Origin of the sequence: Rhodanobacter soli, assembly GCF_040548735.1 — a bacterium.
GTDB lineage: Bacteria > Pseudomonadota > Gammaproteobacteria > Xanthomonadales > Rhodanobacteraceae > Rhodanobacter > Rhodanobacter soli_A.
The window spans coordinates 942,833-964,345 of record NZ_JBEPSD010000001.1; the positions used below are offsets into that span (position 1 = coordinate 942,833).

General features: G+C 68.9%; 22 protein-coding genes. 6 read left to right on the top strand and 16 right to left on the bottom strand.

Annotated features, from left to right (window positions below; translation table 11 throughout):
• Positions 1-57: 57 nt before the first annotated feature.
• The 6 genes from ABIE04_RS04490 to ABIE04_RS04515 form a co-directional block, all read right to left on the bottom strand.
• Positions 58-1,611, bottom strand: a complete 1,554-nt coding sequence (locus ABIE04_RS04490; RefSeq protein WP_354547375.1) for a M56 family metallopeptidase — start codon at positions 1,609-1,611, stop codon at positions 58-60.
• Complete coding sequence (locus ABIE04_RS04495; protein ID WP_354547376.1) at positions 1,598-1,969, bottom strand: BlaI/MecI/CopY family transcriptional regulator; 372 nt, start codon at positions 1,967-1,969, stop codon at positions 1,598-1,600. The genes ABIE04_RS04490 and ABIE04_RS04495 overlap by 14 nt, the downstream gene beginning before the upstream one ends.
• 101 nt (positions 1,970-2,070) lie before the next feature.
• Positions 2,071-3,207: a sulfate/molybdate ABC transporter ATP-binding protein gene (locus ABIE04_RS04500; RefSeq protein ID WP_354547377.1), complete on the bottom strand. Its 1,137-nt coding sequence runs from the start codon at positions 3,205-3,207 to the stop codon at positions 2,071-2,073.
• A gap of 10 nt (positions 3,208-3,217) precedes the next feature.
• Entirely contained in the window at positions 3,218-4,069 is an 852-nt protein-coding gene (gene cysW / locus ABIE04_RS04505) for a sulfate ABC transporter permease subunit CysW (protein ID WP_354547378.1), read from the bottom strand.
• Complete coding sequence (cysT, locus tag ABIE04_RS04510; RefSeq protein ID WP_354547379.1) at positions 4,066-4,890, bottom strand: sulfate ABC transporter permease subunit CysT; 825 nt, start codon at positions 4,888-4,890, stop codon at positions 4,066-4,068. Before cysT ends, cysW begins: the two co-directional genes overlap by 4 nt.
• A gap of 5 nt (positions 4,891-4,895) precedes the next feature.
• Positions 4,896-5,894 carry a sulfate ABC transporter substrate-binding protein gene (locus ABIE04_RS04515; protein ID WP_354547380.1) on the bottom strand — a complete coding sequence of 333 codons (999 nt, stop codon included), beginning with the start codon at positions 5,892-5,894 and terminating at the stop codon, positions 4,896-4,898.
• Between the two features lie 189 nt (positions 5,895-6,083).
• Between ABIE04_RS04515 and ABIE04_RS04520 the strand changes: the two genes are divergently transcribed.
• On the top strand, positions 6,084-7,445 hold the full coding sequence (locus tag ABIE04_RS04520) for a 3-oxoacid CoA-transferase (protein WP_354547381.1): 1,362 nt from the start codon (positions 6,084-6,086) through the stop codon (positions 7,443-7,445).
• A gap of 58 nt (positions 7,446-7,503) precedes the next feature.
• On the opposite strand, the gene ABIE04_RS04525 is transcribed toward ABIE04_RS04520, so the two are convergent.
• From ABIE04_RS04525 to ABIE04_RS04535, 3 genes are all read right to left on the bottom strand, one after another.
• On the bottom strand, positions 7,504-8,523 hold the full coding sequence (locus ABIE04_RS04525) for a sensor histidine kinase (RefSeq protein WP_354547382.1): 1,020 nt from the start codon (positions 8,521-8,523) through the stop codon (positions 7,504-7,506).
• Positions 8,524-8,560: 37 nt separating this feature from the next.
• Complete coding sequence (locus tag ABIE04_RS04530) at positions 8,561-9,292, bottom strand: response regulator transcription factor (RefSeq protein WP_214555545.1); 732 nt, start codon at positions 9,290-9,292, stop codon at positions 8,561-8,563.
• 107 nt (positions 9,293-9,399) lie between these two features.
• Complete coding sequence (locus tag ABIE04_RS04535) at positions 9,400-10,011, bottom strand: arylesterase (protein WP_354547383.1); 612 nt, start codon at positions 10,009-10,011, stop codon at positions 9,400-9,402.
• Between ABIE04_RS04535 and ABIE04_RS04540 the strand changes: the two genes are divergently transcribed.
• The 3 genes from ABIE04_RS04540 to ABIE04_RS04550 are packed head-to-tail and all read left to right on the top strand — an operon-like array spanning position 10,010 to position 14,365.
• Positions 10,010-10,711: an ABC transporter ATP-binding protein gene (locus ABIE04_RS04540; RefSeq protein WP_354547384.1), complete on the top strand. Its 702-nt coding sequence runs from the start codon at positions 10,010-10,012 to the stop codon at positions 10,709-10,711. The genes ABIE04_RS04535 and ABIE04_RS04540 overlap by 2 nt on opposite strands.
• Positions 10,708-13,191 carry an ABC transporter permease gene (locus tag ABIE04_RS04545; RefSeq protein WP_354547385.1) on the top strand — a complete coding sequence of 828 codons (2,484 nt, stop codon included), beginning with the start codon at positions 10,708-10,710 and terminating at the stop codon, positions 13,189-13,191. The genes ABIE04_RS04540 and ABIE04_RS04545 overlap by 4 nt, the downstream gene beginning before the upstream one ends.
• Positions 13,192-13,246: 55 nt before the next feature.
• Positions 13,247-14,365: an SLC13 family permease gene (locus ABIE04_RS04550; protein WP_354547386.1), complete on the top strand. Its 1,119-nt coding sequence runs from the start codon at positions 13,247-13,249 to the stop codon at positions 14,363-14,365.
• Positions 14,366-14,375: 10 nt separating this feature from the next.
• Here ABIE04_RS04550 and ABIE04_RS04555 read toward each other — a convergent pair whose 3' ends face one another.
• Positions 14,376-15,152: a DUF4097 family beta strand repeat-containing protein gene (locus ABIE04_RS04555; RefSeq protein WP_354547387.1), complete on the bottom strand. Its 777-nt coding sequence runs from the start codon at positions 15,150-15,152 to the stop codon at positions 14,376-14,378.
• A 139-nt stretch (positions 15,153-15,291) separates the two neighbouring features.
• Here ABIE04_RS04555 and ABIE04_RS04560 point away from each other — a divergent pair, with 139 nt between their 5' ends.
• Positions 15,292-15,789, top strand: coding sequence for a hypothetical protein (locus ABIE04_RS04560; RefSeq protein WP_354547388.1), 498 nt, complete (start codon positions 15,292-15,294; stop codon positions 15,787-15,789).
• A gap of 51 nt (positions 15,790-15,840) precedes the next feature.
• On the opposite strand, the gene mazG is transcribed toward ABIE04_RS04560, so the two are convergent.
• Genes mazG through ABIE04_RS04585 form a run of 5 tightly spaced genes read right to left on the bottom strand, consistent with a single transcriptional unit; the run spans position 15,841 to position 19,627 of the window.
• Positions 15,841-16,653: a nucleoside triphosphate pyrophosphohydrolase gene (gene mazG / locus ABIE04_RS04565; RefSeq protein WP_354547389.1), complete on the bottom strand. Its 813-nt coding sequence runs from the start codon at positions 16,651-16,653 to the stop codon at positions 15,841-15,843.
• On the bottom strand, positions 16,650-17,471 hold the full coding sequence (cysQ, locus tag ABIE04_RS04570) for a 3'(2'),5'-bisphosphate nucleotidase CysQ (protein ID WP_354547390.1): 822 nt from the start codon (positions 17,469-17,471) through the stop codon (positions 16,650-16,652). The genes mazG and cysQ overlap by 4 nt, the downstream gene beginning before the upstream one ends.
• Complete coding sequence (nudE, locus tag ABIE04_RS04575) at positions 17,468-18,025, bottom strand: ADP compounds hydrolase NudE (RefSeq protein WP_354547391.1); 558 nt, start codon at positions 18,023-18,025, stop codon at positions 17,468-17,470. The genes cysQ and nudE overlap by 4 nt, the downstream gene beginning before the upstream one ends.
• Before the next feature lie 23 nt (positions 18,026-18,048).
• Positions 18,049-18,825, bottom strand: coding sequence for an inositol monophosphatase family protein (locus tag ABIE04_RS04580; protein ID WP_354547392.1), 777 nt, complete (start codon positions 18,823-18,825; stop codon positions 18,049-18,051).
• Between the two features lie 16 nt (positions 18,826-18,841).
• On the bottom strand, positions 18,842-19,627 hold the full coding sequence (locus ABIE04_RS04585; protein WP_354547393.1) for a type II secretion system protein N: 786 nt from the start codon (positions 19,625-19,627) through the stop codon (positions 18,842-18,844).
• Between the two features lie 67 nt (positions 19,628-19,694).
• Between ABIE04_RS04585 and ABIE04_RS04590 the strand changes: the two genes are divergently transcribed.
• The gene (locus tag ABIE04_RS04590) at positions 19,695-21,059 is read left to right on the top strand and encodes an adenosylmethionine--8-amino-7-oxononanoate transaminase (RefSeq protein WP_354547394.1); all 1,365 of its coding nucleotides are present in this window, start codon (positions 19,695-19,697) and stop codon (positions 21,057-21,059) included.
• A gap of 12 nt (positions 21,060-21,071) precedes the next feature.
• Here ABIE04_RS04590 and ABIE04_RS04595 read toward each other — a convergent pair whose 3' ends face one another.
• Positions 21,072-21,386 (bottom strand): hypothetical protein, encoded by a 315-nt coding sequence (locus tag ABIE04_RS04595; protein ID WP_354547395.1) that lies wholly within the window; start codon positions 21,384-21,386, stop codon positions 21,072-21,074.
• Positions 21,387-21,513 lie beyond the last annotated feature (127 nt).

Here is a 21,513-nt window from a genome sequence, read left to right on the forward strand (position 1 = left end):
TTTCACGTGGGCTCTCTCTCCCTGGCAACGGGAACGAGTATACCGGGACCTCAACCTTTACTTGGGCGCGAAACGCACCCGTTTGCCATCCAGCACCAGCTTCACGCCGGCAAGGTCGGCCACCCGCTGCAACGCCGTGCCTGCCGGCATGTCGTTGAACGACAACGTGACGGGAGCGTCGCCCAGCGCGCGCGGATTGGCGAGCTTCCAGCCCGCTTTCGCCGCTATCGATTCCGCCACTTCACGCGCCGTGCCATTTGTGACGTGCTCCGTGATCCTGACCGGAGAGGCCTCGGCAATCACGCGCGCCGGGCAACCTGCCTGCGGCGTGACGTCTACGGCATACGCAGGCTTCCCATCCGCTCCCGTGCCCACCGCATGCAGCGTCCTGCCAAGCGCGCCGTGCAACTGACTGTGCGCAATCGGCGAGGTGCCGGCGCTGGTCACGGCCAGGTCGATGCGTACCTGCCCATCATCGACGGGCGCGGTGGTTGCTTCCACCTTCACGGCCCCCACGCTTGCCATCGCAGCCTTGCCCGGCGCCATGCACAGCGCGAAATCCGCAGCTTCCGTATGGCGTTTGTGGCCATCGTCGACCGTCAGCTCGACCTGCATGTCCAACTGGTATTCCAGGCCGTGGACTTTCCGGACCCCGCGCGGTTCCTGCGGCGTGCCGGCGGCATAAACCGAGCCGACCACGACAATGGCGAGTGCGAAGCCGGCGAGCATTCCGGCGTTTCGGCGACGGCCGTTCGGTGAAGGCAGTTTCAACATGGCGATACGCTCCGTAACGGGATGACGGGGTGACCAGGGGCAACCCACCGGCAGCGCGAACGCAGACGACTGGGTCTTCAACATCGCATTCGCATAACGGCGCCGCTGTGTGCCGTGCTCGCGCAACACCACTGCGTCGCAGGCCAGTTCCTGATCGTGGCGCAGCGCGGCCAGCGCCCACCACGCCAGCGGGTGGAACCAGAACAGCGCGGCAAGGATTCGCGCAAGCAGGCACCACCAGCCGTCGCCACGGCGCGCATGGGCAACTTCGTGGGCGAGAACCAGTGCCTGCTCCATCGCGTCGTAGCGCTGCTCGAAATCGGCGGGCAGCACGATCCGGCTGCGCCAGGCGCCAACCAGTGCCGGCCCGACATCCGTGCCCCTGGCGCGCAGCACCAGCCGGGGTGAGCGCAACCCATCCACCACCGAAGCGCCGTGCAGGCGGGTGCGATAGCGCGACTGCGCGACTGCGGCCAGCCAGAGGCTGACGAACATGCCCGACAACCAGAGCGCCGCCGCAAAAATGCGCCAGTCGATCACGCTTGCCGCCGTGGCGTGCGCCGGCAACGCGGCTGCCGCCGAGGTAATCGCGAACACCATCGGCGGCAGCATCGTGCTCGGCGCGTGGGCCGCATGCGGCAGTTGGCTGGCCAGCAGCGCCAGCGGCGGCAGCAGCCATAGCTGGAACGCGCGTTCGGTGCCGAACAGGCGGCGGCACGGCTTGCGCAGCGCGGCCGCCACCAGCACGGTGGCAGTGAAGGCGAGGATCAGCAGCCAGCCGCGCCCGAGCCAGTCGATCCCGATCCCATCCATTCCGACCAGCTCAATGCTGTTCATCGTCGAGTTCCCTGAGCAGCTTGCGCAGTTCGGCGATGTCCTTCTTCGACAGCTTGCGCTGCTCGGAGAAGTGCGCCACCAGCGGCGCCACGCGGCCGCCGAACAGGCGATCGAGCAGGCCCTTGCTCTCCTGCTGGACGTATTGCTCGCGCGTCAGCAACGGCGTGTAGAGATAACGGCGACCGTCACGCTCGGCGTGCACGGCCTTTTTCCTCAGCAGGCGGTTGAGCAGGGATTTCACCGTGCCCTCCTGCCAGTTTTGCGCCGGGCCGACTTCGGCCAGGATCTCCTCGGCCGTGCGCGGCGCCGCACGCCACAACACGTCCATCACCACTGCCTCGGCTTCGCTGATTGCCATGGGTCACCGTTTACGCGTGTAAGTGACATGATGTTTACACGTGTAAACCATCGCGTCAAGGCGACGCATGCACATACCGCCGGAACGCGGCGGATTCCGCGTTACAGGGTGACGCAATGCCGCCGTGGGGCGACCTGCCCGGCGTGCCAGCTCCAGCGTTCGCCAGGCAGCGGCGTGCCGTCTTCCGTCTGCGCAAACACCACCGCACTGCGCGGTGCCACGCGCAACGGCATGCCTGCATGCAGGCCGAGCCTGGCCAGGTCGTCGGTGGCGACATCCGCCTCCAGGGTCTGGTGCAGCGAATCCACCGCAAGCTCCAGGTGGGCGATGCTGCCGGCGGGATAGACGTGCCGCAGGTACGCCGTCCAGCCGGGCTGTGCGGCCGGCACGGCCAGCGCGAGATGCTCGGGCCGTACATAGGCGATCGCGTGCTCGTAGCGGCCCCGCCAGGGATCGTCGCCCGGCACCCAGCCGCCGGCGGCCAGCCGGCCTCTTTCGCGGCGCAGCGGCAACCGGTTGACCTTGCCGATGAACTCGCACACGAACGGGGTGGCCGGCTGCTGGTAGATCGCCGCGGACGAACCGACCTGTTCGATCCGGCCGTGGTTCATCACGGCGATGCGGTCGGCCAGTTCCAGCGCCTCCTCCTGGTCGTGGGTGACGAACACCGTGGTCAGGCCAAGCTCCTCGTGCAGCTCGCGCAGCCAGCGGCGCAGGCTGACGCGCACCTGTGCGTCCAGCGCGCCGAACGGTTCGTCCAGCAGCAGCAGATCAGGCTCCACCGCCAGCGCGCGGGCCAGCGCCACGCGTTGGCGCTGGCCGCCGGACAGCTGCGCCGGATAGCGGCTGCCAAGGCCGTCCAGCTGCACGCGTTGCAACAGGCGCTCCACCCGCATGGCGATCTCGGCACGCGCCGGGCGCGAGCGCCGCGGCCGCACGCGCAGGCCGAACGCGATGTTCTCGGTCACGCTCAGGTGGCGGAACAGCGCGTAATGCTGGAACACCAGGCCGACGCCGCGCTCGCGCGCGCGCATCGCGAGGAAATCCTCATCGCCGCGCCGTATGCCGCCGCTGTCGGGATAATCCAGCCCGGCCAGGATGCGCAGCAGGGTGGTCTTGCCGGAACCGGACGGCCCCAGCAGGGCGAGGAACTCGCCCGGTGCGATCGTCAGGCTGACATCGTCCAGCGCGGCAAAATCGCTGTAGCGGCGTCGCAGGCGGGAAAGTTCCAGGGTCATGCGGCGTCCCTCAGTGGCCGCCCGGCGCATGGGCGGCGATCTCGTTGCCATAGCGCCATTCCAGCAAGGTCTTCACGGCCAGCGTGACGAGCGCCAGCAAGGCGAGCAGCGAAGCCACCGCGAAGGCGCCGGCAAAGTCGTATTCGTTGTAGCGCATCTCCACTTCCAGCGGCATCGTGGTGGTCAGCCCGCGGATGTGGCCGGACACCACCGACACCGCCCCGAACTCGCCCATCGCGCGGGCATTGCACAGCAGCACGCCGTACAGCAGCGCCCAGCGGATATTCGGCAAAGTGACCCGGAAGAACATCTGCCAGCCATTCGCGCCGAGCACGCGCGCGGCCTGTTCCTCCTCGCTGCCTTGCGCCTGCATCAGCGGGATCAGTTCGCGCGCCACGAAGGGCAGCGTGATGAACATCGTCGCCAGCACCAGCCCCGGCACGGCAAAGATGATGCGCACCCCGTGCGCGTCGAGCCACGGCCCGAACCAGCCCTGCGCACCGAACAGCAGCACGTAGACCAGGCCGGCGATCACCGGCGACACCGAGAACGGCAGGTCGATGAGCGCGCCCAGCAGCGCCTTGCCGCGAAACTCGAAACGCGCCATCAGCCATGCCGCCGCCACGCCGAACACCAGGTTGAGCGGCACCGCGACCGCCGCCACCAGCAGGGTCAGCCGGATCGCCGCCAGCGTTTCGGGCTGGCGGATGCTGGCCAGGCACGCGCGCACACCGGCGCGCAACGCCTCGCTGAACACCGTCGCCAGCGGCAGCAGCAGGAACAGCACCATGAAGCCGACCGCCGCCAGCACCAGCGCGCCGCGCAGCAGTCGTCGCCAACCGTCGGGCCGCCGCGCACTCACCGTGCCGGCTCCGTCCAGCGGGTGCTCCAACGCTGCAGCAGCGTGATCGCCAGCAGCAGCACGAACGAGGCCAGCAGCATCACCACACCGAGCGCGGCGGCACCGGCGTAATCGAACTGCTCGAGCTTCTGCACGATCAGCAGCGGCGCGATCTCCGAGCGCAGCGGGATGTTGCCGGCGATGAAGATCACCGAACCGTACTCGCCCACCGCGCGCGCCAGCGCCAGCGCAAAGCCGGTCAGCAGGGTCGGCAGCAGCAGCGGCAGGATCACCCGCAGGAACGTCTGCCAGCGTCGCGCACCCAGGCTCTCGGCGGCTTCCTCCACGTCGCGCTCGAGCGATTCGAGCACCGGCTGCAGCGTGCGCACCACGAACGGAAAGCCGACGAACACCATCGCCAGCAACACGCCCAGCGGGGTGTATGCCACCTTGATGCCGAGTGTGGCGAGCCAGCCGCCGAGCCAGCCGTTCGGCGCGTACAGCGTGGTCAGCGCGATGCCGGCCACGGCGGTCGGCAGCGCGAACGGCAGGTCGATCAGTGCGTCGAACAGGCGCCGGCCGGGGAAGCGATAGCGCACCAGCACCCACGCCACCAGCAGGCCGGCCACAACGTTGACCGACGCGGCCAGCAACGCACCGCCGAAACTCAGCCTGAGCGCCGCCAGCGTGCGCGGCGACGCCAGCAGGTGCAGCAAGCCGGCGAGACCGATGCCGGATGCCTTCCACGCCAGCGCCGCCAGCGGCAGCAGCACGATCAGCCCGAGGTACGCCAACGCGTAACCCAGGCTGAGGCCGAACCCCGGCAGGATGCGGCGCTGCATGCGGCTCAACTGCCCGGGCCGATCTGGTCGAAGATCGCGTCGTCGGCGAAGAACTTCGCCTGCGCCTGGCGCCAGCTGCCGAACACCTCGTCGATGGTGAAGGTGTTCACCCTGGGGAACTGCGCGGCGAACTGCTGCGCCACCTGTGGCGAGCGCGGCCGGTAGAAGTTCCTCGCCTCGATCGCCTGCCCTTGCGGCGAGTACAAGAACTTCAGATAGCCCTCGGCGACCGCACGCGTGCCGCGCTTGTCGGCGTTCCGGTCGACCACCGCCACCGGTGGCTCGGCCAGGATGCTTGCCGACGGCACCACGATCTCGAACGTGCCCTTGCCCAGATGCTGTTGCGCCAGCAGCGCCTCGTTCTCCCACGCCAGCAGCACGTCGCCGACGCCGCGCTGGACGAAGGTGTTGGTGGCGCCGCGCGCACCGGTGTCGAGCACCGGCACATGCCGGAACAGTTCGCGCACGTACGCGCGCGCCTTCGCCTCGCTGCCGCCCGGCTGCTTCAGCGCGTAGCCCCACGCCGCCAGGAAATTCCAGCGCGCGCCGCCGGAGGTCTTCGGGTTCGGCGTGATCACCTCCACCCCGGGCCTGATCAGGTCGGGCCAGTCCCTGATGCCCTTCGGATTGCCCTTGCGCACCAGGAACACGATGGTCGAGGTGTACGGCGACGCGTTCTGCGGCAGCCGCTGCTGCCAGTCCCTGGACAGCAGTCCGTGATCGGCGATGGCGTCGATGTCCCAGGCCAGCGCCAGCGTGACCACGTCGGCCGGCAGGCCGTCAGCCACCGAGCGCGCCTGCTTGCCCGAACCGCCATGCGACATCTCGATGGTGACGTTGTCGCCGTGCTGCGCCTTCCACTGCGCGGCAAAAGCCGCATTCACGTCGCGATAGAGTTCGCGGGTGGGGTCGTACGACACGTTCAGCAGGGTCGCCTCCCCGGCGATCGCCGCCGTCGTCACCAGGGTTGCCGCGAGTGCCAGCCATGCAGGGAGCTTGATCATCGCCGTCTCCGGTCCGGTCGGGGAAGATCAGCCTATCGGCTCGGCGCCGCGCTGCGAACTTGCGAAATCGCATAAGGTTATGAGCGTCCGTACCGCGCCGACGGACCGGTCTGCGACCTTGGTACCAGGCCGGCCGCGGCGAATCCGTCGTATCCTTGGCAGCTGACTCTCCCTGAGGAAGGCACGGCAATGGACAAGGTTTACCCCAGCGCGGCGAAAGCCCTTGATGGCCTGTTGTTCGATGGCATGACGATCGCCGCCGGCGGCTTCGGCCTGTGCGGCATCCCCGAGAACCTGATCGGCGCGCTGCTGGAGGCCGGCACCAAGGGCCTGACCATCGTCGGCAACAACGCCGGCGTGGACGATTTCGGCATGGGTCCGTTGCTGAAGACGCACCAGGTGAAACGCGTCTTCGCGTCCTACGTGGGCGAGAACAAGGAATTCGAGCGCCAGGTGCTCGCCGGTGAGCTGGAGCTGCACCTGACCCCGCAGGGCACGCTGGCCGAGAAGCTGCGCGCCGGCGGCGCCGGCATTCCCGGCTTCTACACGCGCACCGCATTCGGCACCAAGCTGGCCGAGGGCAAGGAAACCAAGGTGTTCGAGGGCAAGGAATACGTGCTGGAGGAAGCCATCACCGCCGACCTGTCGATCGTGAAGGCGTGGAAGGGCGATGCCCACGGCAACCTGGTGTTCCGCGAGACCGCGCGCAACTTCAACCCGATGATCGCCACCTGCGGCAAGGCCTGCGTGGCCGAGGTGGAGCACCTGGTGCCGGTCGGCGAACTGGACCCGAACAACATCCACGTGCCGGGCATCTACGTCGACCGCATCGTGCAAGGCGCGAAGTACGAGAAGCGCATCGAGTTCCGCACCATCGCCGGCGTCGCCGCAGGCAAGGAAAGCCCGGTCCGCGTGGCGATGGCCAGGCGCGCCGCGAAGGAATTGCGCGACGGTTTCTACGTGAACCTCGGCATCGGCATCCCGACCATGGTGGCGAACTACATCCCCGACGGGGTCAACGTCACCCTGCAGTCGGAGAACGGCCTGCTCGGCATCGGCCCGTTCCCCACCGAGGACCAGCTCGACCCCGACCTGATCAACGCCGGCAAGCAGACCATCACCACCCTGCCCGGCTCCAGTTTCTTCTCCAGCGCCGACTCGTTCGCGATGATCCGCGGCGGCCACATCGACCTGTCGATCCTCGGTGGGTTGGAAGTGTCCGCCCACGGCGACCTGGCCAACTGGATGGTGCCGGGCAAGATGGTCAAGGGCCCGGGCGGCGCGATGGACCTGGTCAGCGGCGTCAAGCGCGTGGTGGTGCTGATGGAGCACTGCGCGAAAGACGGCAGCCCGAAGATCAAGACCGAGTGCGACCTGCCCCTGACCGGCAAGCAGGTAGTTGACCTGATCATCACCGACCTGTGCGTGTTCGAGGTGCAGAAAGGCAAGGGCCTGACCCTGATCGAACTCAACGACGGCGTCAGCCTCGACGACGTGAAGGCGAAGACCGGTTGCGCATTCGACGTGGCCCCGGCGCTGCAAGCTGCCTGATGCAACACCCTGCCCTGCCGTCCCCACCGGGCGGCAGGAACGGCGGGCAGTACCCGCCCTATAAAGCGGATTCTGCCGGCGCGTCGGCCGGCAGGGGGTGTGGAAAGCGGATGCGGGCGATGTTTTCCTGTCCGTAGCCCGTCTGCAGTTCCAGCGGCCAGGCGAAGCGGTCGCTGATCCGCTGGGCAATGGCCAGCTCGAAACCGTGCCGGTCGGCGCCATGAACGCGCAGCGGGCGGCCGTCGTCGCCAGGTAACTGCGTTGTCGTCCGGTTGCGCACGCTGACCACGCCGGGCAGCACGCTGATCACCACGCTGCCCTGCTCGGTCTGCTGGCAGGCGTTGCGAATCAGTTGCCAGCACAGTACCGAGAACGCCTGCGGCGAGCCCTGCAGCGCAAAGCGGGCCGGTTCCTCCAGCACAAGTTCGATCGGCCGGCCGGACAGCAGTTCACGGGCGGACTCCAGTTCCTTGCGCAGCGCGTCGTTGACGACAAAATACTGGTCGTCGGCCGAAGCGTCCGTCTCGCGCGCGAGGATCAGCAGCGCCTCCACCAGCACCTCCATCTCGCGGGTGGCACGCTTGATCCGACGCACCGAGCGCACGCCGAAATCGCTGAGGCCGTCCTCCTCGCCGAGCATGTCGACCGACATCTTGATCACGGTGAGCGGGCTGCGCAGCTCGTGGCTGGCGTCGCGGGTAAAGCTGCGCTCGCGCTGGTTGTAACTGGCCAGGCGCATGGCGAAACCATGCAGCCCCTGCGCCAGCGAAGCCACGTCGGCGTCGGTATGGGTGGACAACTGCTCCAGGTTCAACGACTCCGGGTCCGGCGGCTGGCCGTCCCAGCGGTTCACCAGCCGGGCCAAGGCACGCACCGGCCGCCACTCGCGCCGGGTGGCCAGCCAGGCGAGGCCGGTGGTGACCACGATCATCGCAATCACGATGACCGTGGGCACGATGCCGTAGATGCCCAGGATGCAGACGACGGCGACGATCAGGAACTGCAGTGCGAACACCCGCGCAATGCGCCGGCGGAAGGCACCCACACGAAAGGTGACTGCTTTGACCCTGCTATCCATTAACTGTGTGCGCCTACCTGTATGCGCCGTGTCGATGTCAGGCCGTCTGGGGCGAAGAGGCCACTTCCGATTCGAGATCCGCGAGACGATAGCCGGCTGAATGAATCGTGTGTAACAGGGGCCGCGCGAAGGGTTTGTCGATGACCCGGCGCAGGTTGTACAGATGCGAGCGCAAGGTGTCCGAGTCGGGCAGCGTATCACCCCAGATCTCGCGCTCGATGTCGCGCCGGCTGACTACCCGCGGCGACTCGCGCATCAGGATCGCCAGCAGCTTCAGACCGATCGGCGACACGGTCAGTTCCTGGCCATCGCGGGTGAGGCGTAGCGTGGCGGTATCCAGGGTCATGTCGCCGACGCTGAGCACCTCGGTGGAGACCTGGCGGCGGTCGCGGCGGATCAGCGCACGCAGCCGCGCCTCCAGTTCGCGCACCTCGAAGGGCTTCACCAGATAATCGTCGGCGCCGGCCTCGAGTCCGGAAAGCTTGTCCTCCAGCGTGTCGCGGGCGGTCAGCATCAGCACCGGGGTGGACTTCTTGGCCTCCTTGCGCAGCTTGCGGCAGACCTCCAGCCCGTCCAAGCCTGGCAGCATCAGGTCCAGCACCAGCACGTCGTAGCTGTTGGACACCGCCAGGTGCAGCCCGCTGACCCCGTCGGCGGCATAGTCGACCGAATAACCGCGCCGCTCCAGGAACTCGCCCACCATTTCGGCAATCTGGCGGTTGTCCTCGACCAGCAGAATCAATCCCGCTTGCTCGTCATGTACGGTCATATCGTCCTCCTTGCCATGATTTCACATACGTGAAGATCTAAGCGGCGACCGGGTGAGGGTAGCGTGAAAGCGGGAAAACGAGGTTCAGAGCAGGTTCTGTTTGCCGCTCAATGCAGCAGCGGCTGCAGCGGCTTCCAGACGGTGTCCAGCACCCGCGGCTGGGCGCTGGCGACCGGATGCAGGCCGTCGTCCTGCATCAGCGCGGGATCGAGTGCGATTCCCTCAAGCAGGAACGGCACCAGTGCGGTGCGGCGGCTCCGCGCCAGGTCGGCATAGACCGCGCGCAGGCCGTCGCGGTACTGCGGTCCGTAGTTCACCGGCAGCTCGATGCCGACCAGCAGCACGCGCACCTTCGCCTTTTGCGCCGCCACGATCATCGCATCCAGGTTCGCGCGCAGGGCCGGCAGCGGCAGGCCGCGCAGGCCGTCGTTGGCGCCCAGTTCCAGCACCAGCACCTGCGGGCGGTACTTCGCCAGCAGCGCAGGCAGGCGGTTGCGCCCGCTCAGCGAGGTCTCGCCGCTGATGCTGGCATTGATCGCGGTCCACTTCGGTACCATCTGGTTGAGACGCGCATCCAGCAGATGCACCCAGCCGGCCTCGACCGGGATGTTGTGCGCGGCGGACAACGAATCACCCAGGACCAGCACGGTTTTCGGCGCCGCCGCCTGGGCGCTGCCGATGCCGCACAGAAAAACCAGCAACCACAGGCATTGACGCATGAGTGATTCTTCCCGGCCTCTTCTTGAAGCCCGTGATGTTAGCAAGTCGGTCAACGGCCCCGAGGGGAGACTGGAGATCCTCAGCCAAGTCAGCCTGCAGGTGCAGCCGGGCGAGAGCTTCGCCATCGTCGGCGCGTCCGGCTCCGGCAAGACCACCCTGCTCGGCCTGCTGGCCGGGCTGGACACGCCGGACGACGGCAGCATTGCGCTGGACGGCCATGCGTTGCAGCAGCTGGACGAGGAGGCCCGTGCCGACCTGCGCCGGCGCCTGGTCGGCTTCGTGTTCCAGTCGTTCCACCTGCTGCCCGCGCTGACCGCCGAGGAGAACGTGATGCTGCCGCTGGAACTGGAAGGCAGCAGCGATGCACGCCAGCGCGCACGCGATGCGCTCGAAGCCGTGGGCCTGGGCGCGCGGCGGCGGCACTATCCGGCCCAGCTGTCCGGCGGCGAGCAGCAGCGCGTGGCGATCGCCCGCGCGTTCGTGCACGGCCCGCGCGTGCTGTTCGCCGACGAGCCCACCGGCAACCTCGACCAGCGTACCGGCCACCACATCTGCGACCTGTTGTTCGCGCTGAACCGCGACCACCGCACCACCCTGGTGCTGGTCACCCACGATGCAACCCTGGCCGCACGCTGCGATCGCCGGATCGAGCTGGAGGAAGGTCGCGTCGTGGCGTCCGGCACGGACGTGCAGGCATGAAGATGCTGCTGCTCGCCCTGCGCAGCCTGCGCCGCGAATGGCGCCTGCCGGAACTGCGCACGCTGGCCGCCTCACTGGTGCTGGCGGTGGTGGCGCTGGGCGTGGTCGCTACGCTGGCGACGCGGATCGAGCGCGGCATGCTGGCCAGCGCCGCCGAACTGATCGGCGGCGACATCGGTGTGTCATCGCCGCAGGTCCTGCCAAACACGTTCGCCGACAAGGCGCGCCAGGATGGCCTGCAACTCACCCGTACCGCCGGCTTTCCCAGCGTGGCGTTCGCCCACGAGCAGACCCAGTTGCTCGACGTGCAGGCGGTCGATGCGCGCTATCCCCTGCGCGGCACACTGGAACTGCGCGATGCCGCCGGCCGCACGCACAACGGCCACGCCCCGGCCGCGGGCGAGGTCTATCTCGACCATCGCGCCCTGGTGGCGCTGGGCCTCCAGGTCGGTCAGCCGCTGCAACTGGGCGGCCGCGAGCTGACCATCGCCGCCGAACTGGTACGCCAGCCCGATGGCGGCGAGTTGCTGGCGCTGGCGCCGCGCGCACTGATGAGTCTGGCCGACGCCGAGCAGGCCGGCCTGCTCGGCGTCGGCAGCCGCGCCCGCCACCGCCTGCTGCTGGCCGGCACGCCGACGGCGGTGCAGGCCTGGCGCGACTGGGCGCAGGCGACCGCGTTGCCGCAAGGCGCGCAGCTGATTACGCCGGAACAGACCCAGGAGCGCATGCGCACGTCGTTCGATCGCGCCGGCGCCTTCCTGCGCCTGACCGCCCTGCTGTCGGCGCTGCTGGCCGGCATCGCGATCGCGCTGTCCGCGCAGCGCTACGCGCGGCGCAAGACCGCCGAAGTCGCCCTGCTGCGTGCGCTGGGCACGCCGCGTCGGCGCGTGCTGGGGCTGTTGCTGGGCACGCTGGGCGCACTGGCCGTGCCGGCCACCGCACTCGGCGTGCTGCTCGCGCTGGGGCTGGCGCAACTGGCCTGGCTGCTGGCCAGCCAGTTGTTCGGCAACGTGCCGACCGTGCTGCCGCTGGCGCCGTCGTTCGCCGCCGCCGCGATGGGTATCGCCGTGCTGGTTGGCTTCGCGCTGCCGCCGCTGGCGCGGCTGGCCGAGGTGCCGCCGGTGGCGGTATTTCGCCAAAGCATGCAGCGGCGGGTGCGGCGCTTCGATGCGCTGTACCTGATCCCCGCGCTGGTGGCGCTGGGCCTGATCTGGAGCCAGAGTAGCTCGCTCACCCTGGCTGGCATCCTCGCCGCCAGCCTGCTCGGCGTGGCGCTGATCGCGGCGTTGCTGGCCGGAGCGCTGCTGTGGCTGGCCCGACGTATTGCACCGGGCGCGCACCCGGCATTGCGGCTCGGTCTGGCCGCGCTGGCGCGGCGACCTGCGCTGAGCGTGATCCAGGCCACCGCGCTCAGCCTGGGCCTGTGCGCGCTGTTGTTGCTGGCGATCGTGGCGCCGGCGCTGCTGCAGGGCTGGCGCCAGGAGCTGCCGGCGGATACGCCGAACTGGTTTGCGCTGAACCTGCAGGACGACCAACGCGCCGGCTTCGCGCAGGCGCTGGCCAGGATCGGCGGCGACCAGCTCAACATGCTGCCGCTGGCCGTGGGCAAGCTCACCGCGATCAACGGCCGCCCGATCGACCAGCTCGCCTTTGCCGACGAACGCGCGAAGGACTGGACCGACCGCCAGCTGCGGCTGTCCTGGTCCGCCGCGCTGCCGCCCGCCAACGAAGTGATCGCCGGCCGCTGGCAGGGCGCGCAGCCGGCCCAGGCCGAGGTGTCGATCGACACCATGTGGCGCGACATGTTCGCACTGAAACTCGGCGACACGTTGCGCTTCGACGTGGGCGAAGGCCGCATCGACGCAAAGGTCAGCAGCGTGCGCAAGGTCGACTGGAGTTCGTTCCGGGTCAACTTCTTCCTGCTGCTCGACCCGGCCCACACCGGCGGGCTGCCGCATACCTGGCTGGCCAGCTTCCACCTGCCGCGCGGGCATGCGACCGAACTGGCGCAGCTGTCGCGCGACTACAGCAACCTGAGCCTGGTGGACGTCGACTCGCTGCTCGACCGCGTGCGCGAGATCGTCGACCGCGTGGGCAACGCGGTGCGCTGGATCCTCGGCTTCAGCCTGCTCGCGGGCGCGCTGGTGCTGGCCGCCGCACTCGCCGCCAGCGCGGCCGAACGACGCCACGAAGCCGCCCTGCTGCGCACGCTGGGCGCACGCCGCGCGCAGCTGCGCGTAGCCGCCGCCTGCGAGTTCGCCCTGCTCGGCCTGGTCGCCGGGCTCACCGCCGCACTCGGCGCCGCCGGCGCCGGGCTATGGCTGGGCCAGGCGGTGTTCCACATCGAGAACTTCGTGCCGCCGCTGTGGCCGCTGGTGGGCGGTGCCGTCGGCGCGGCACTGGTGGTGATGCTGCTGGGCCTGGCCGGCACCCGCAAGGTCAGCCGCACGCCGCCGATGCGGCTGCTGCGCGAGGGCTGAACCGGCGTCGAAGCACGGGCTGATAAAGTGCGCCGACGCCCCACCGGACTTCCCGATGATTGCAAGCCGCACACGACAGCGCCTCAAGGAGGAGTGGCTGCTGTGGTTGTTCGCGGCGCTGGCGATCACGCTGGCGGTGCTCGACCCGCAGCCGCTGGCGAGCTATCGGCACTGGTTGCAGTTGCCGACCCTGGCCGGCCTGATGGGTCTGCTGATCGCGATCCAGGGCATCCGCGACAGCGGACTGGTGCAGCATGCGGCGGTGGCCGTGGTGGCGCGCGCGCATTCGCTGCGCAGCCTGGGCCTGTTGCTGGTGTCCGCGACGGCGCTGCTGTCGATGGTGCTGACCAACGACGTGAGCCTGTTCCTGATCGTGCCGCTGACCCTGGCGATCGGCGCCATCTCGAACCTGCCGGTGCTGCGCATGGTGGTGCTGGAGGCGCTGGCGGTAAACGCGGGTTCCACCCTGAGCCCGATCGGCAACCCGCAGAACCTGCTGCTGTGGCAGCACTCGCAACTGCCGTTCCTGCATTTCGTGGCGGCCATGCTGCCGGCCGCGACGGTGATGTTCGTGCTGGTGGCGGCGTTCGCCTGGCTGTGGTTGCCGCGCGATCGCGTGGCGTTGAGCCCGGAACGGATCGACGGCATCGTGGCTTCGACCCGCCTCGGCGCGTGCTCGATGGCCGCGCTGGTCGGCATGGTGCTGATGATGGAATACGGCCAGGCGCCGCTGGGCGCGCTGCTGTTGCTGGCGCTGTTCGCGCTGCTGGCGCGGTCGAGCCTGGCGCGGATCGACTGGCTGCTGCTGCTCACGTTCGCCGCGATCTTCCTGGGCCTCGGCCATTTCGCGAACTTGCCCCTGGTGCACCAGGCGCTGGACCGGCTCGACTTCGGCCAGCCGCTGACGCTGTACGCCAGCGGCATCGTCGCCTCGCAGCTGATCAGCAACGTGCCGGCGACAGTGCTGCTGCTCGAACGCGCGCCCGACGCGATCGCGCTGGCGGTGGCGGTGAACGTGGGCGGCTTCGGCGTGGCGATCGGTTCGCTGGCGAACCTGATCGCGCTGCGCCTAGCGAAGCAGCCGCATGGACTGCGGCTGCTGCACCTGGTGTCAATTCCGTTCCTGCTGGTGTGCGCGCCGCTGGTGTACCTGGCCTGGCGCTGGCTGGGCTGACGGCCCGCGCTCAATCGTCGTCGTGCGGCACGCTGACCTTGCCCTTCACGCCGGAGTGGTTGACGTCGCCGCTGCCCTTGGCGCCGAGGCTGAAATCGCCGCCGACGTCGCTCACCTCGAGGTCGCCGGAACCCAGCGTATCGGCGTGCACGCTGCCGCCCACGTTGCGCAACGTGACGTCGCCGGAGCCGATGCTGCCGACGCGGGCGTCGCCCTTGATGCCTTCGGCCTTGAAGTCGCCGGAGCCCACCGAGCCCAGGTCCAGGCTGCCGATGTCGGTAGCGCTGACGTCGCCCGAACCCACGCTGGTGCCGAACTTGCCGGATACCTGGCGCACGTGCAGGTCGCCCGAGCCCACGCTGGTCTGCAGCTGCTGCACGCCGCTGACGTCGGCGTCGCCGGAGCCCACGCGCACGGTGACCGGCAGGTTGGCCGGCAGTTGCACGGTGACGTCGAGACTCGAATAGGAATTGCCGCCGAACAGGCTGAAGCTGAAACCGCCGGTGTTGCCGATATCGATCAGCAGCTGGTCGCCTTCGCGCCGCTGAGTGACCTGCAGCTTGTCCAGCATCGCCTGCTCGGAGGCACAGGCGCGACCGGTGAGGGTGAGGCCCCTGGCGCTGTCGCTGCCGGTCAGGTGCAGATCCTGGCTGTTCACATCGATCTGCACGCTGCGTACGCCGGCGAGATCGAGCTGCAGGTTGCGCGGTGCCTCGTACCTGCACGGGCTGGCGGCGAAGGCCGCGATCGGAGCGAGCAGCAGGGCTGCGGTGAAAAGACGGCGCATGGAACTCTCCTTGGGTTGTCGACCTGTCTGGGATGCGGCCGGCCGCAAAAGGGTTGCAAGCCTGACGGGAGCATGAACGCCCCGGTCAACGTGCCTGAGCCGGCCGCGTTCTCCAGTCTACCTACCGAGGAGACACACCATGCACCGCAAAACCCTGCTTGCTTCCGCGCTGGCCGTGCTGATCGCCGGATCGACCTCGTTCGTGATGGCGCAGAATACGCCGCCGGCGCCGTCGCCAACCCCATCCGCGATGGCCGGCAAGGACATGCGCGCGCATCACGGCGACCGTGGTGACCACGGCATGCGCATGCACCGCTTCGACCACCGGCGCAACGGCGTGATCGGCGACCTACGCGGCCTGGAGCGGCTGTACATGCAATCCGGCCGCAGCAAGGAGATGGCGTCGGTCTACAACGACGTGCTGGCCAAGTCGCAAGATCCGCACGTGCGCGACTACGTCTACAAGCGCCTGGCCCGCCTGCAGGCGCAGCCGGCCAACGTCGACCAGGCGATCGCCACGCTGCGCAAGGGGCTGGACGAGAACCTGGCCAACGAGGCGAAGATGCGTGCCGAGCGCGAGAAGATGCGCGCTGCCTGGCAGCAGCGTGCCGACAAGACGGCGCCGGCGGCCAAGTAACTTCCACGAAAGTCCACGACCTGCGCGATGGCCAGGCGCCATCGCGCAGGTTCAGGGTTTGCGTTCCGCCTGCTTGGCGCGCTGCCACAGCTGTTCCTGCTCGCCCAGCGTGCGTTCGCCGAACGCCGCGCCGTCGGCCGCCGCCAACTGCTCCATCCGGCGGAAACGCCGTTCGAATTTCGCATTGGCGTGCCGCAACGCTTGCGAGAAATCGACGCCGGCGTGACGTGCCAGGTTCACCATCACGAACAGCACGTCGCCGATCTCGTCCTGCAAACGCGCCGGATCGGCGCCGTTGGCAAACTCCGCGCGCACCTCGTCCACTTCCTCGGCCAGCTTGGCCAGCACCGGCGCGGGATCGGGCCAGGCGAAACCGGTGGCAGCAGCGCGCTGCTGCAGCTTCTGCGCCCGCTTCCATTCCGGCAGGCCCGCCGAGATGCCCGCCAGTGCGCTGGCGTCGGCCGGCTCGCCCTTGTCCGCGCGCTCGGCCGTCTTGATCTCTTCCCACGCCTGCATCTGCGCCGCCAGGTCGGCATAGCGCACGTCGCCGAAAACGTGCGGATGGCGTCGCAGCATCTTGGCGCTGATCGCGTGGGCGACATCGGCAAAACCGAACAGGCCTTGCTCGGCCGCCATCTGCGCGTGGAACACCACCTGCAGCAGCAGGTCGCCCAACTCGTCGCGCAGGTCGTGCCAGTCGCGACGGTCGATCGCGTCGGCGACTTCGTAGGCTTCCTCGATCGTGTACGCCGCGATCGAGGCGAAATCCTGCTGCACGTCCCACGGGCAGCCCCGCTCGGGATCGCGCAGGCGCGCCATGATCGCGAGCAGGTCGTCCAGACTGTGCCGGGCCGGTTCGCTCATGGCGCCTGCAACCGTGCGGCCCAGTCGATCGTGCCGTCGCCGACGGCGATGAATTCGGGATTCAGCAGCGACTCGCCGCGGTTGTAGCGGAACGGCTGGCCAGCCAGGTCGAGCACCGCGCCGCCGGCCTCGTCCAGCACGCATTGCGCGGCGGCGGTGTCCCATTCGCTGGTGAGGCCGAGGCGCAGATAAACGTCCGCCGCTCCACGCGCGATCAGGCAGAACTTCAGCGACGAGCCCAGCGGCACCAACTGGTAATCGCTGCCGATCAACCGCTGCAGCACGCTGCCCTGCGCGCCGCCATGCGAACGGCTGCCGGCCACCAGCGGCGGTTGTCCCAGCGGGCGCGTGCGAATGCGTTGCCAGGGGCCATCGGCCTGTGTCTGCAGCCAGGCGCCCTGCCCCAGCGCGGCGACATACAGCTCGCCGCTGACCGGCGCCAGCACCACGCCGAGCACGCTGCGGTGCTCGTCGATGAGGGCGATGTTGACGGTGAATTCGCCGTTGCGCTTGACGAACTCGCGCGTGCCGTCGAGCGGATCGACCAGCCAGTAGCGGGACCAGTGCCGGCGCTCGGACCACGGCAAGGCCTTCGCTTCTTCCGACAGCACCGGAAGTACCGGTTCAAGCGCGGCCAGGCCGGCCATGATGACCTGCTGGGCGGCCAGGTCGGCGGCGGTCAGCGGCGACGCGTCCGCCTTGGTCTGCACCGCGAAATCGCTGTGGTAGACCTCGAGGATGGCCGCGCCGGCGGCACGGGCGATCGCGCCGACCTGCCGGGCCAGCTCGGGTGGCGTACTTCCGGGCGGCATGCTCATGTGCGCTGGAAACGCCCGGCGAGATACTCGCGGGCCATGAACAGCGCGGCGATCGAACGCCCCTCGGTCACGTCGTCGCGACCGAGCAAGGTGTGCAGTTCGGACATCTTCCACGGCACCACTTCGAGTTCTTCCGGCTCGTCGCCGGCCAGCTTCTCGGGGTATAGGTCCTGCGCCAGCACCACATGCGCCATGTGCGTCATGTACGACGGCGACAGCGACAGGTTGTGCAGGATCTTCAGCTTGTGCGCGCCGTAGCCGATCTCTTCCTTCAGCTCGCGCTCGGCACCCTGCTCGGCGGTTTCGTCCTGATCGAGCCGGCCCTTCGGCAGGCCGAGCTCGTAGCGGCCGACGCCGCCGCCATACTCGCGCACCAGCAGCACGGTGTCGTCGTCCAGCATCGGCACGATGATCACCGCGCCCAGGCCGCTGCCTTTCAATCGTTCGTAGGTGCGGCGCACGCCGTTGGAGAACTCCAGGTCGAGCTGCTCGACCTGCAGAAACCGGCTGTCGCTGACGTCACGCGTGGCATGGATGATCGGTAGCTTGGGCATCCGCGCATTCTAGCTCGGGCCGCTCAACGCCGCAGACGCGGCAGGGCCTGCGCGTGGATCGCCGGCGTACCGGCCAGCACGCTGCGCGTGTCCAGCGTCAGCGGCGCGCCGTCCAGGTCGGTGAACACGCCGCCGGCTTCGCGCACGATCACCGCCAGCGCGGCGACGTCGAGGATGTTCACGTCCGACTCGATCACCAGGTCCAGGCTGCCGCGCGCCAGCAGGTGGTAATGGCAGAAATCGCCGTAGCCGCGGATCCGGTTGCTGTCGCGGATCAGCGCGCCCAGCGCCTCCCAGCGGGCGTCGCCGGTGAGGCTCTTCACGTTGCCGATGGAGATGGACGTCTGCGCCATCCCGGTGGTATCCGCCACGTGCACGCGTTCACCGTCGAGCCACGCGCCGGTGCCGGCGCTGGCCCACATCGTCTCGCCGTAGACCGGCGCGCTGGACACGCCGAGCACCAGCTCGTCGCCATCCATCAACGCGATCTGGGTGGAGAAGAACGGCGTGCGGCGCACGAAGCTCTTGGTACCGTCGAGCGGATCGACCAGCCACAGCAGGCCGCCGCGCTCACCGTCCAGGCCGAACTCCTCGCCATAGATCGAGGCCTGCGGCAGCGCCGCCTGCAGGATCCGCCGGATCGCCTGCTCGGCCTCGCGGTCGGCGACCGTCACCGGGGTTGCATCGGACTTCAGCTCCACCTCGACGCCGCGCCGCCAGTAGTGCCTGATCACGTCGGCCGCGGCCGCAGCGGCCTCGCGTGCGGCCGCCAGGGCCGTTGCGGCGATATCCGGGTTCATGCTCGTCTCGCGTCCTTCAGTTCGTGGATGGGGCCGGCGCGCTGCCGGCCAGTCCGCCGCGGCGCCGGATGTGCACGCTGCCGTCGGCCGCCGGCGGACCCAGCCTGGCCAGCCAGCGGCGCAATGCCGGGTCAGTCTGTCGGGCGCGCAGCGTCGCGTCCAGTCGCCAGCCAAGCGGGCTCAGTTGCAGCTCGCCATCGGCGTGCAGCGTGCCGTGCCCGTCGTCGTGCAGTTGCGCTCGTATCACCCCACTCTGCGCGCTCGCCTGTGCCTGCAGCGTGCCCAGCACCACGTCGCCGTCGCGCGTGCGCATGAGCGCCTGCGGCCATTGCGCCTGCGCCTGTAGTTGCAGGGGCCAGCCGCCCTGCAGCAGGGCGCGGTCGATCCTCACTTGCAGTTCGCCGCGTGGCTGCCCCCAGGGCGACACCGCGCCATGGGCCAACGCCGAAAGCTTTGCACGTACATTCGCGCCGCTCACCTCGACTTGGCCGTCCGGCAGCCGCCGGACTCCGCCGGAAAACGCGAGTTGCGGCCCTTCAAATTGCAACTGCAGCCGCACCTGACCGAGCAGGGCGCGACGCGACAACTGCCACTGCAACTGCCCCAGCGCCTGCCCGTCGACGGCCAGCACCTCGTCGGCCCGGCCCTGCCACAGCGTGCCCTGCACCCGCTGCAGATGCAGCCCGTGCAGCTGCGGCTCGATCCACGGCAGCGCCCAGCGTGCCGGCAGGAACCACAGCAGCACGGCCGCGGCCAGCGCCAGCATGCCGAGGCCGATCAGGCATTTTCGCAGTGGCTTCAAGCATCGATTCCCGGAATGATCCATGCGCGGACTTGAGCGCCCGTCGCGCAGCGCCGATGATAGCCGGATGAACAACCCCGCAAGCGGCAACGCCGCACTCGCCGCGCGCGACCTGCGACACGTCTGGCACCCCTGCACGCAGATGCACGACCACGAGAGCGTACCGATGGTGCCGATCGTGCGCGGCGAAGGCGCCTGGCTGATCGACGCCGACGGCCGACGCTACCTGGACGGCATCAGTTCGTGGTGGACCAACCTGTTCGGCCACGCCAACCCGCGCATCGCCGCGGCGCTGGCCGGACAGGCGCGCACGCTCGAACACGTGATCTTTGCCGGCTTCACCCATGAACCGGCCATCGAACTGGCCGAGGAACTGGTGCGGATCACGCCGCCCGGACTGGACCGGGTGTTCTACGCCGACAACGGTTCGGCGGCGATCGAGGTGGCGCTGAAGATGAGCTTCCACTACTGGCTCAACCAGGGCCATGGCGAGAAGACCCGCTTCATCGCGCTCACCGGCAGCTATCACGGCGAAACGCTGGGCGCGCTCTCGGTCAGCGACGTGGCGTTGTATCGCAAGACCTACGCGCCGCTGCTGCTGACCCCGTTCCTGGCGCCGTCGCCGGACGCGTACGAAGGCGAGCCCGGCGAGTCATCGGAACAGACGGCCAAACGCCGCCTCGGCGAACTGCGCTCGCTGCTGGAACGGCATGCACACGAAACCTGCGCGGTGATCGTCGAGCCGCTGGTGCAGTGCGCCGGCGGCATGCGCATGTATCACCCCGGTTACCTGACCGGCCTGCGTGCGCTGTGCGACGAGTTTGCGGTGCACTTCATCGCCGACGAGATCGCGGTGGGCTTCGGCCGCACCGGCACGTTGTTCGCCTGCGAGCAAGCCAGCGCGACGCCGGATTTCATGTGCCTGTCGAAAGGCCTCACCGGCGGCTTCCTGCCGTTGTCGGCGGTGCTCACCAGCGAACGGATCTACCAGGCGTTCTACGCCGAGTACAGCGCCGGCAAGGCGTTCCTGCATTCGCACAGCTACACCGGCAACCCGCTGGCCTGCCGGGTGGCGCTGGAGACGCTGGCGATCTTTCGCGACGAGCCGGTGCTGGAGCGCAACCGCCAGCTGGCCGCCAGCCTGGCCCGGCGGCTGGAACCGTTACGCGCGCATCAGCACGTCGCCGACGTGCGCCAGACCGGCATGATCGCGGCGATCGAGCTGGTCGCCGACAAGGCCAGCCGGCGACCGTATCCCGCGGCGGAGCGACGCGGCTTGCGCGTCTACCTGCATGGCCTGCAGCACGGCGTGCTGCTGCGTCCGCTGGGCAACGTGGTGTATTTCATGCCGCCCTACGTAGTCGACGCATCGGACATCGACCTGCTGGTCGACACCGCGATCGCCGGGATCGAGCGCGCCGTCGCGGACTGAATCCGGGGCCGTTCAGTGCCCGCGAACGGTGATGCGAGGGTCGAGTTTCTGCAGTGCCCGGCCCAGTTCGGACTCGCCCGTGCGCTGCAGATCCTGCTGGCTGTAACTGCGTCCGTTCACCGGCAGGCAGTGCCCCTTTTTCACCGGAATCCGGCTGCCGGTATCGCGGATGCAGTTACGGTCGTCCGGCCGAACGGCCTGCTGCGCCGGCTGCTGACTGGACGATCCGGCGGACGGCGGCGAAGTCGGCGAACCCTGCGCCAGCAGCATGGTGCTTGCGCTGCAAGCTGCCAGCAGCAGGGCGGAAACGAAAACGAACCTGGACATGTGGCCTCCAGCTCGCTGGGGGATGCGGCGAGCGCGCATGGGGAGTGCTGTCCATGCTGATACGACGCGCCAGCAGGTGCAAGCGGAGGCCCCGGGTCGTCCCGCGGCCATCCGCCGGGACATGTCA

Excerpts from the sequence above, each read along its gene's own strand:
- ABIE04_RS04560 (WP_354547388.1), top strand. The coding sequence starts at position 15,292 with ATGCACCGCAAAACCCTGCTTGCTTCCGCGCTGGCCGTGCTGATCGCC.
- ABIE04_RS04550 (WP_354547386.1), top strand. The coding sequence starts at position 13,247 with ATGATTGCAAGCCGCACACGACAGCGCCTCAAGGAGGAGTGGCTGCTG.
- nudE (WP_354547391.1), bottom strand. The coding sequence starts at position 18,025 with ATGCCCAAGCTACCGATCATCCATGCCACGCGTGACGTCAGCGACAGC.
- ABIE04_RS04555 (WP_354547387.1), bottom strand. The coding sequence starts at position 15,152 with ATGCGCCGTCTTTTCACCGCAGCCCTGCTGCTCGCTCCGATCGCGGCC.
- ABIE04_RS04535 (WP_354547383.1), bottom strand. The coding sequence starts at position 10,011 with ATGCGTCAATGCCTGTGGTTGCTGGTTTTTCTGTGCGGCATCGGCAGC.
- ABIE04_RS04495 (WP_354547376.1), bottom strand. The coding sequence starts at position 1,969 with ATGGCAATCAGCGAAGCCGAGGCAGTGGTGATGGACGTGTTGTGGCGT.
- mazG (WP_354547389.1), bottom strand. The coding sequence starts at position 16,653 with ATGAGCGAACCGGCCCGGCACAGTCTGGACGACCTGCTCGCGATCATG.
- ABIE04_RS04530 (WP_214555545.1), bottom strand. The coding sequence starts at position 9,292 with ATGACCGTACATGACGAGCAAGCGGGATTGATTCTGCTGGTCGAGGAC.
- ABIE04_RS04540 (WP_354547384.1), top strand. The coding sequence starts at position 10,010 with ATGAGTGATTCTTCCCGGCCTCTTCTTGAAGCCCGTGATGTTAGCAAG.
- ABIE04_RS04595 (WP_354547395.1), bottom strand. The coding sequence starts at position 21,386 with ATGTCCAGGTTCGTTTTCGTTTCCGCCCTGCTGCTGGCAGCTTGCAGC.
- cysT (WP_354547379.1), bottom strand. The coding sequence starts at position 4,890 with ATGCAGCGCCGCATCCTGCCGGGGTTCGGCCTCAGCCTGGGTTACGCG.
- ABIE04_RS04545 (WP_354547385.1), top strand. The coding sequence starts at position 10,708 with ATGAAGATGCTGCTGCTCGCCCTGCGCAGCCTGCGCCGCGAATGGCGC.
- ABIE04_RS04515 (WP_354547380.1), bottom strand. The coding sequence starts at position 5,894 with ATGATCAAGCTCCCTGCATGGCTGGCACTCGCGGCAACCCTGGTGACG.
- ABIE04_RS04580 (WP_354547392.1), bottom strand. The coding sequence starts at position 18,825 with ATGAACCCGGATATCGCCGCAACGGCCCTGGCGGCCGCACGCGAGGCC.
- ABIE04_RS04525 (WP_354547382.1), bottom strand. The coding sequence starts at position 8,523 with ATGGATAGCAGGGTCAAAGCAGTCACCTTTCGTGTGGGTGCCTTCCGC.
- ABIE04_RS04490 (WP_354547375.1), bottom strand. The coding sequence starts at position 1,611 with ATGAACAGCATTGAGCTGGTCGGAATGGATGGGATCGGGATCGACTGG.
- ABIE04_RS04500 (WP_354547377.1), bottom strand. The coding sequence starts at position 3,207 with ATGACCCTGGAACTTTCCCGCCTGCGACGCCGCTACAGCGATTTTGCC.
- ABIE04_RS04520 (WP_354547381.1), top strand. The coding sequence starts at position 6,084 with ATGGACAAGGTTTACCCCAGCGCGGCGAAAGCCCTTGATGGCCTGTTG.
- ABIE04_RS04590 (WP_354547394.1), top strand. The coding sequence starts at position 19,695 with ATGAACAACCCCGCAAGCGGCAACGCCGCACTCGCCGCGCGCGACCTG.
- cysQ (WP_354547390.1), bottom strand. The coding sequence starts at position 17,471 with ATGAGCATGCCGCCCGGAAGTACGCCACCCGAGCTGGCCCGGCAGGTC.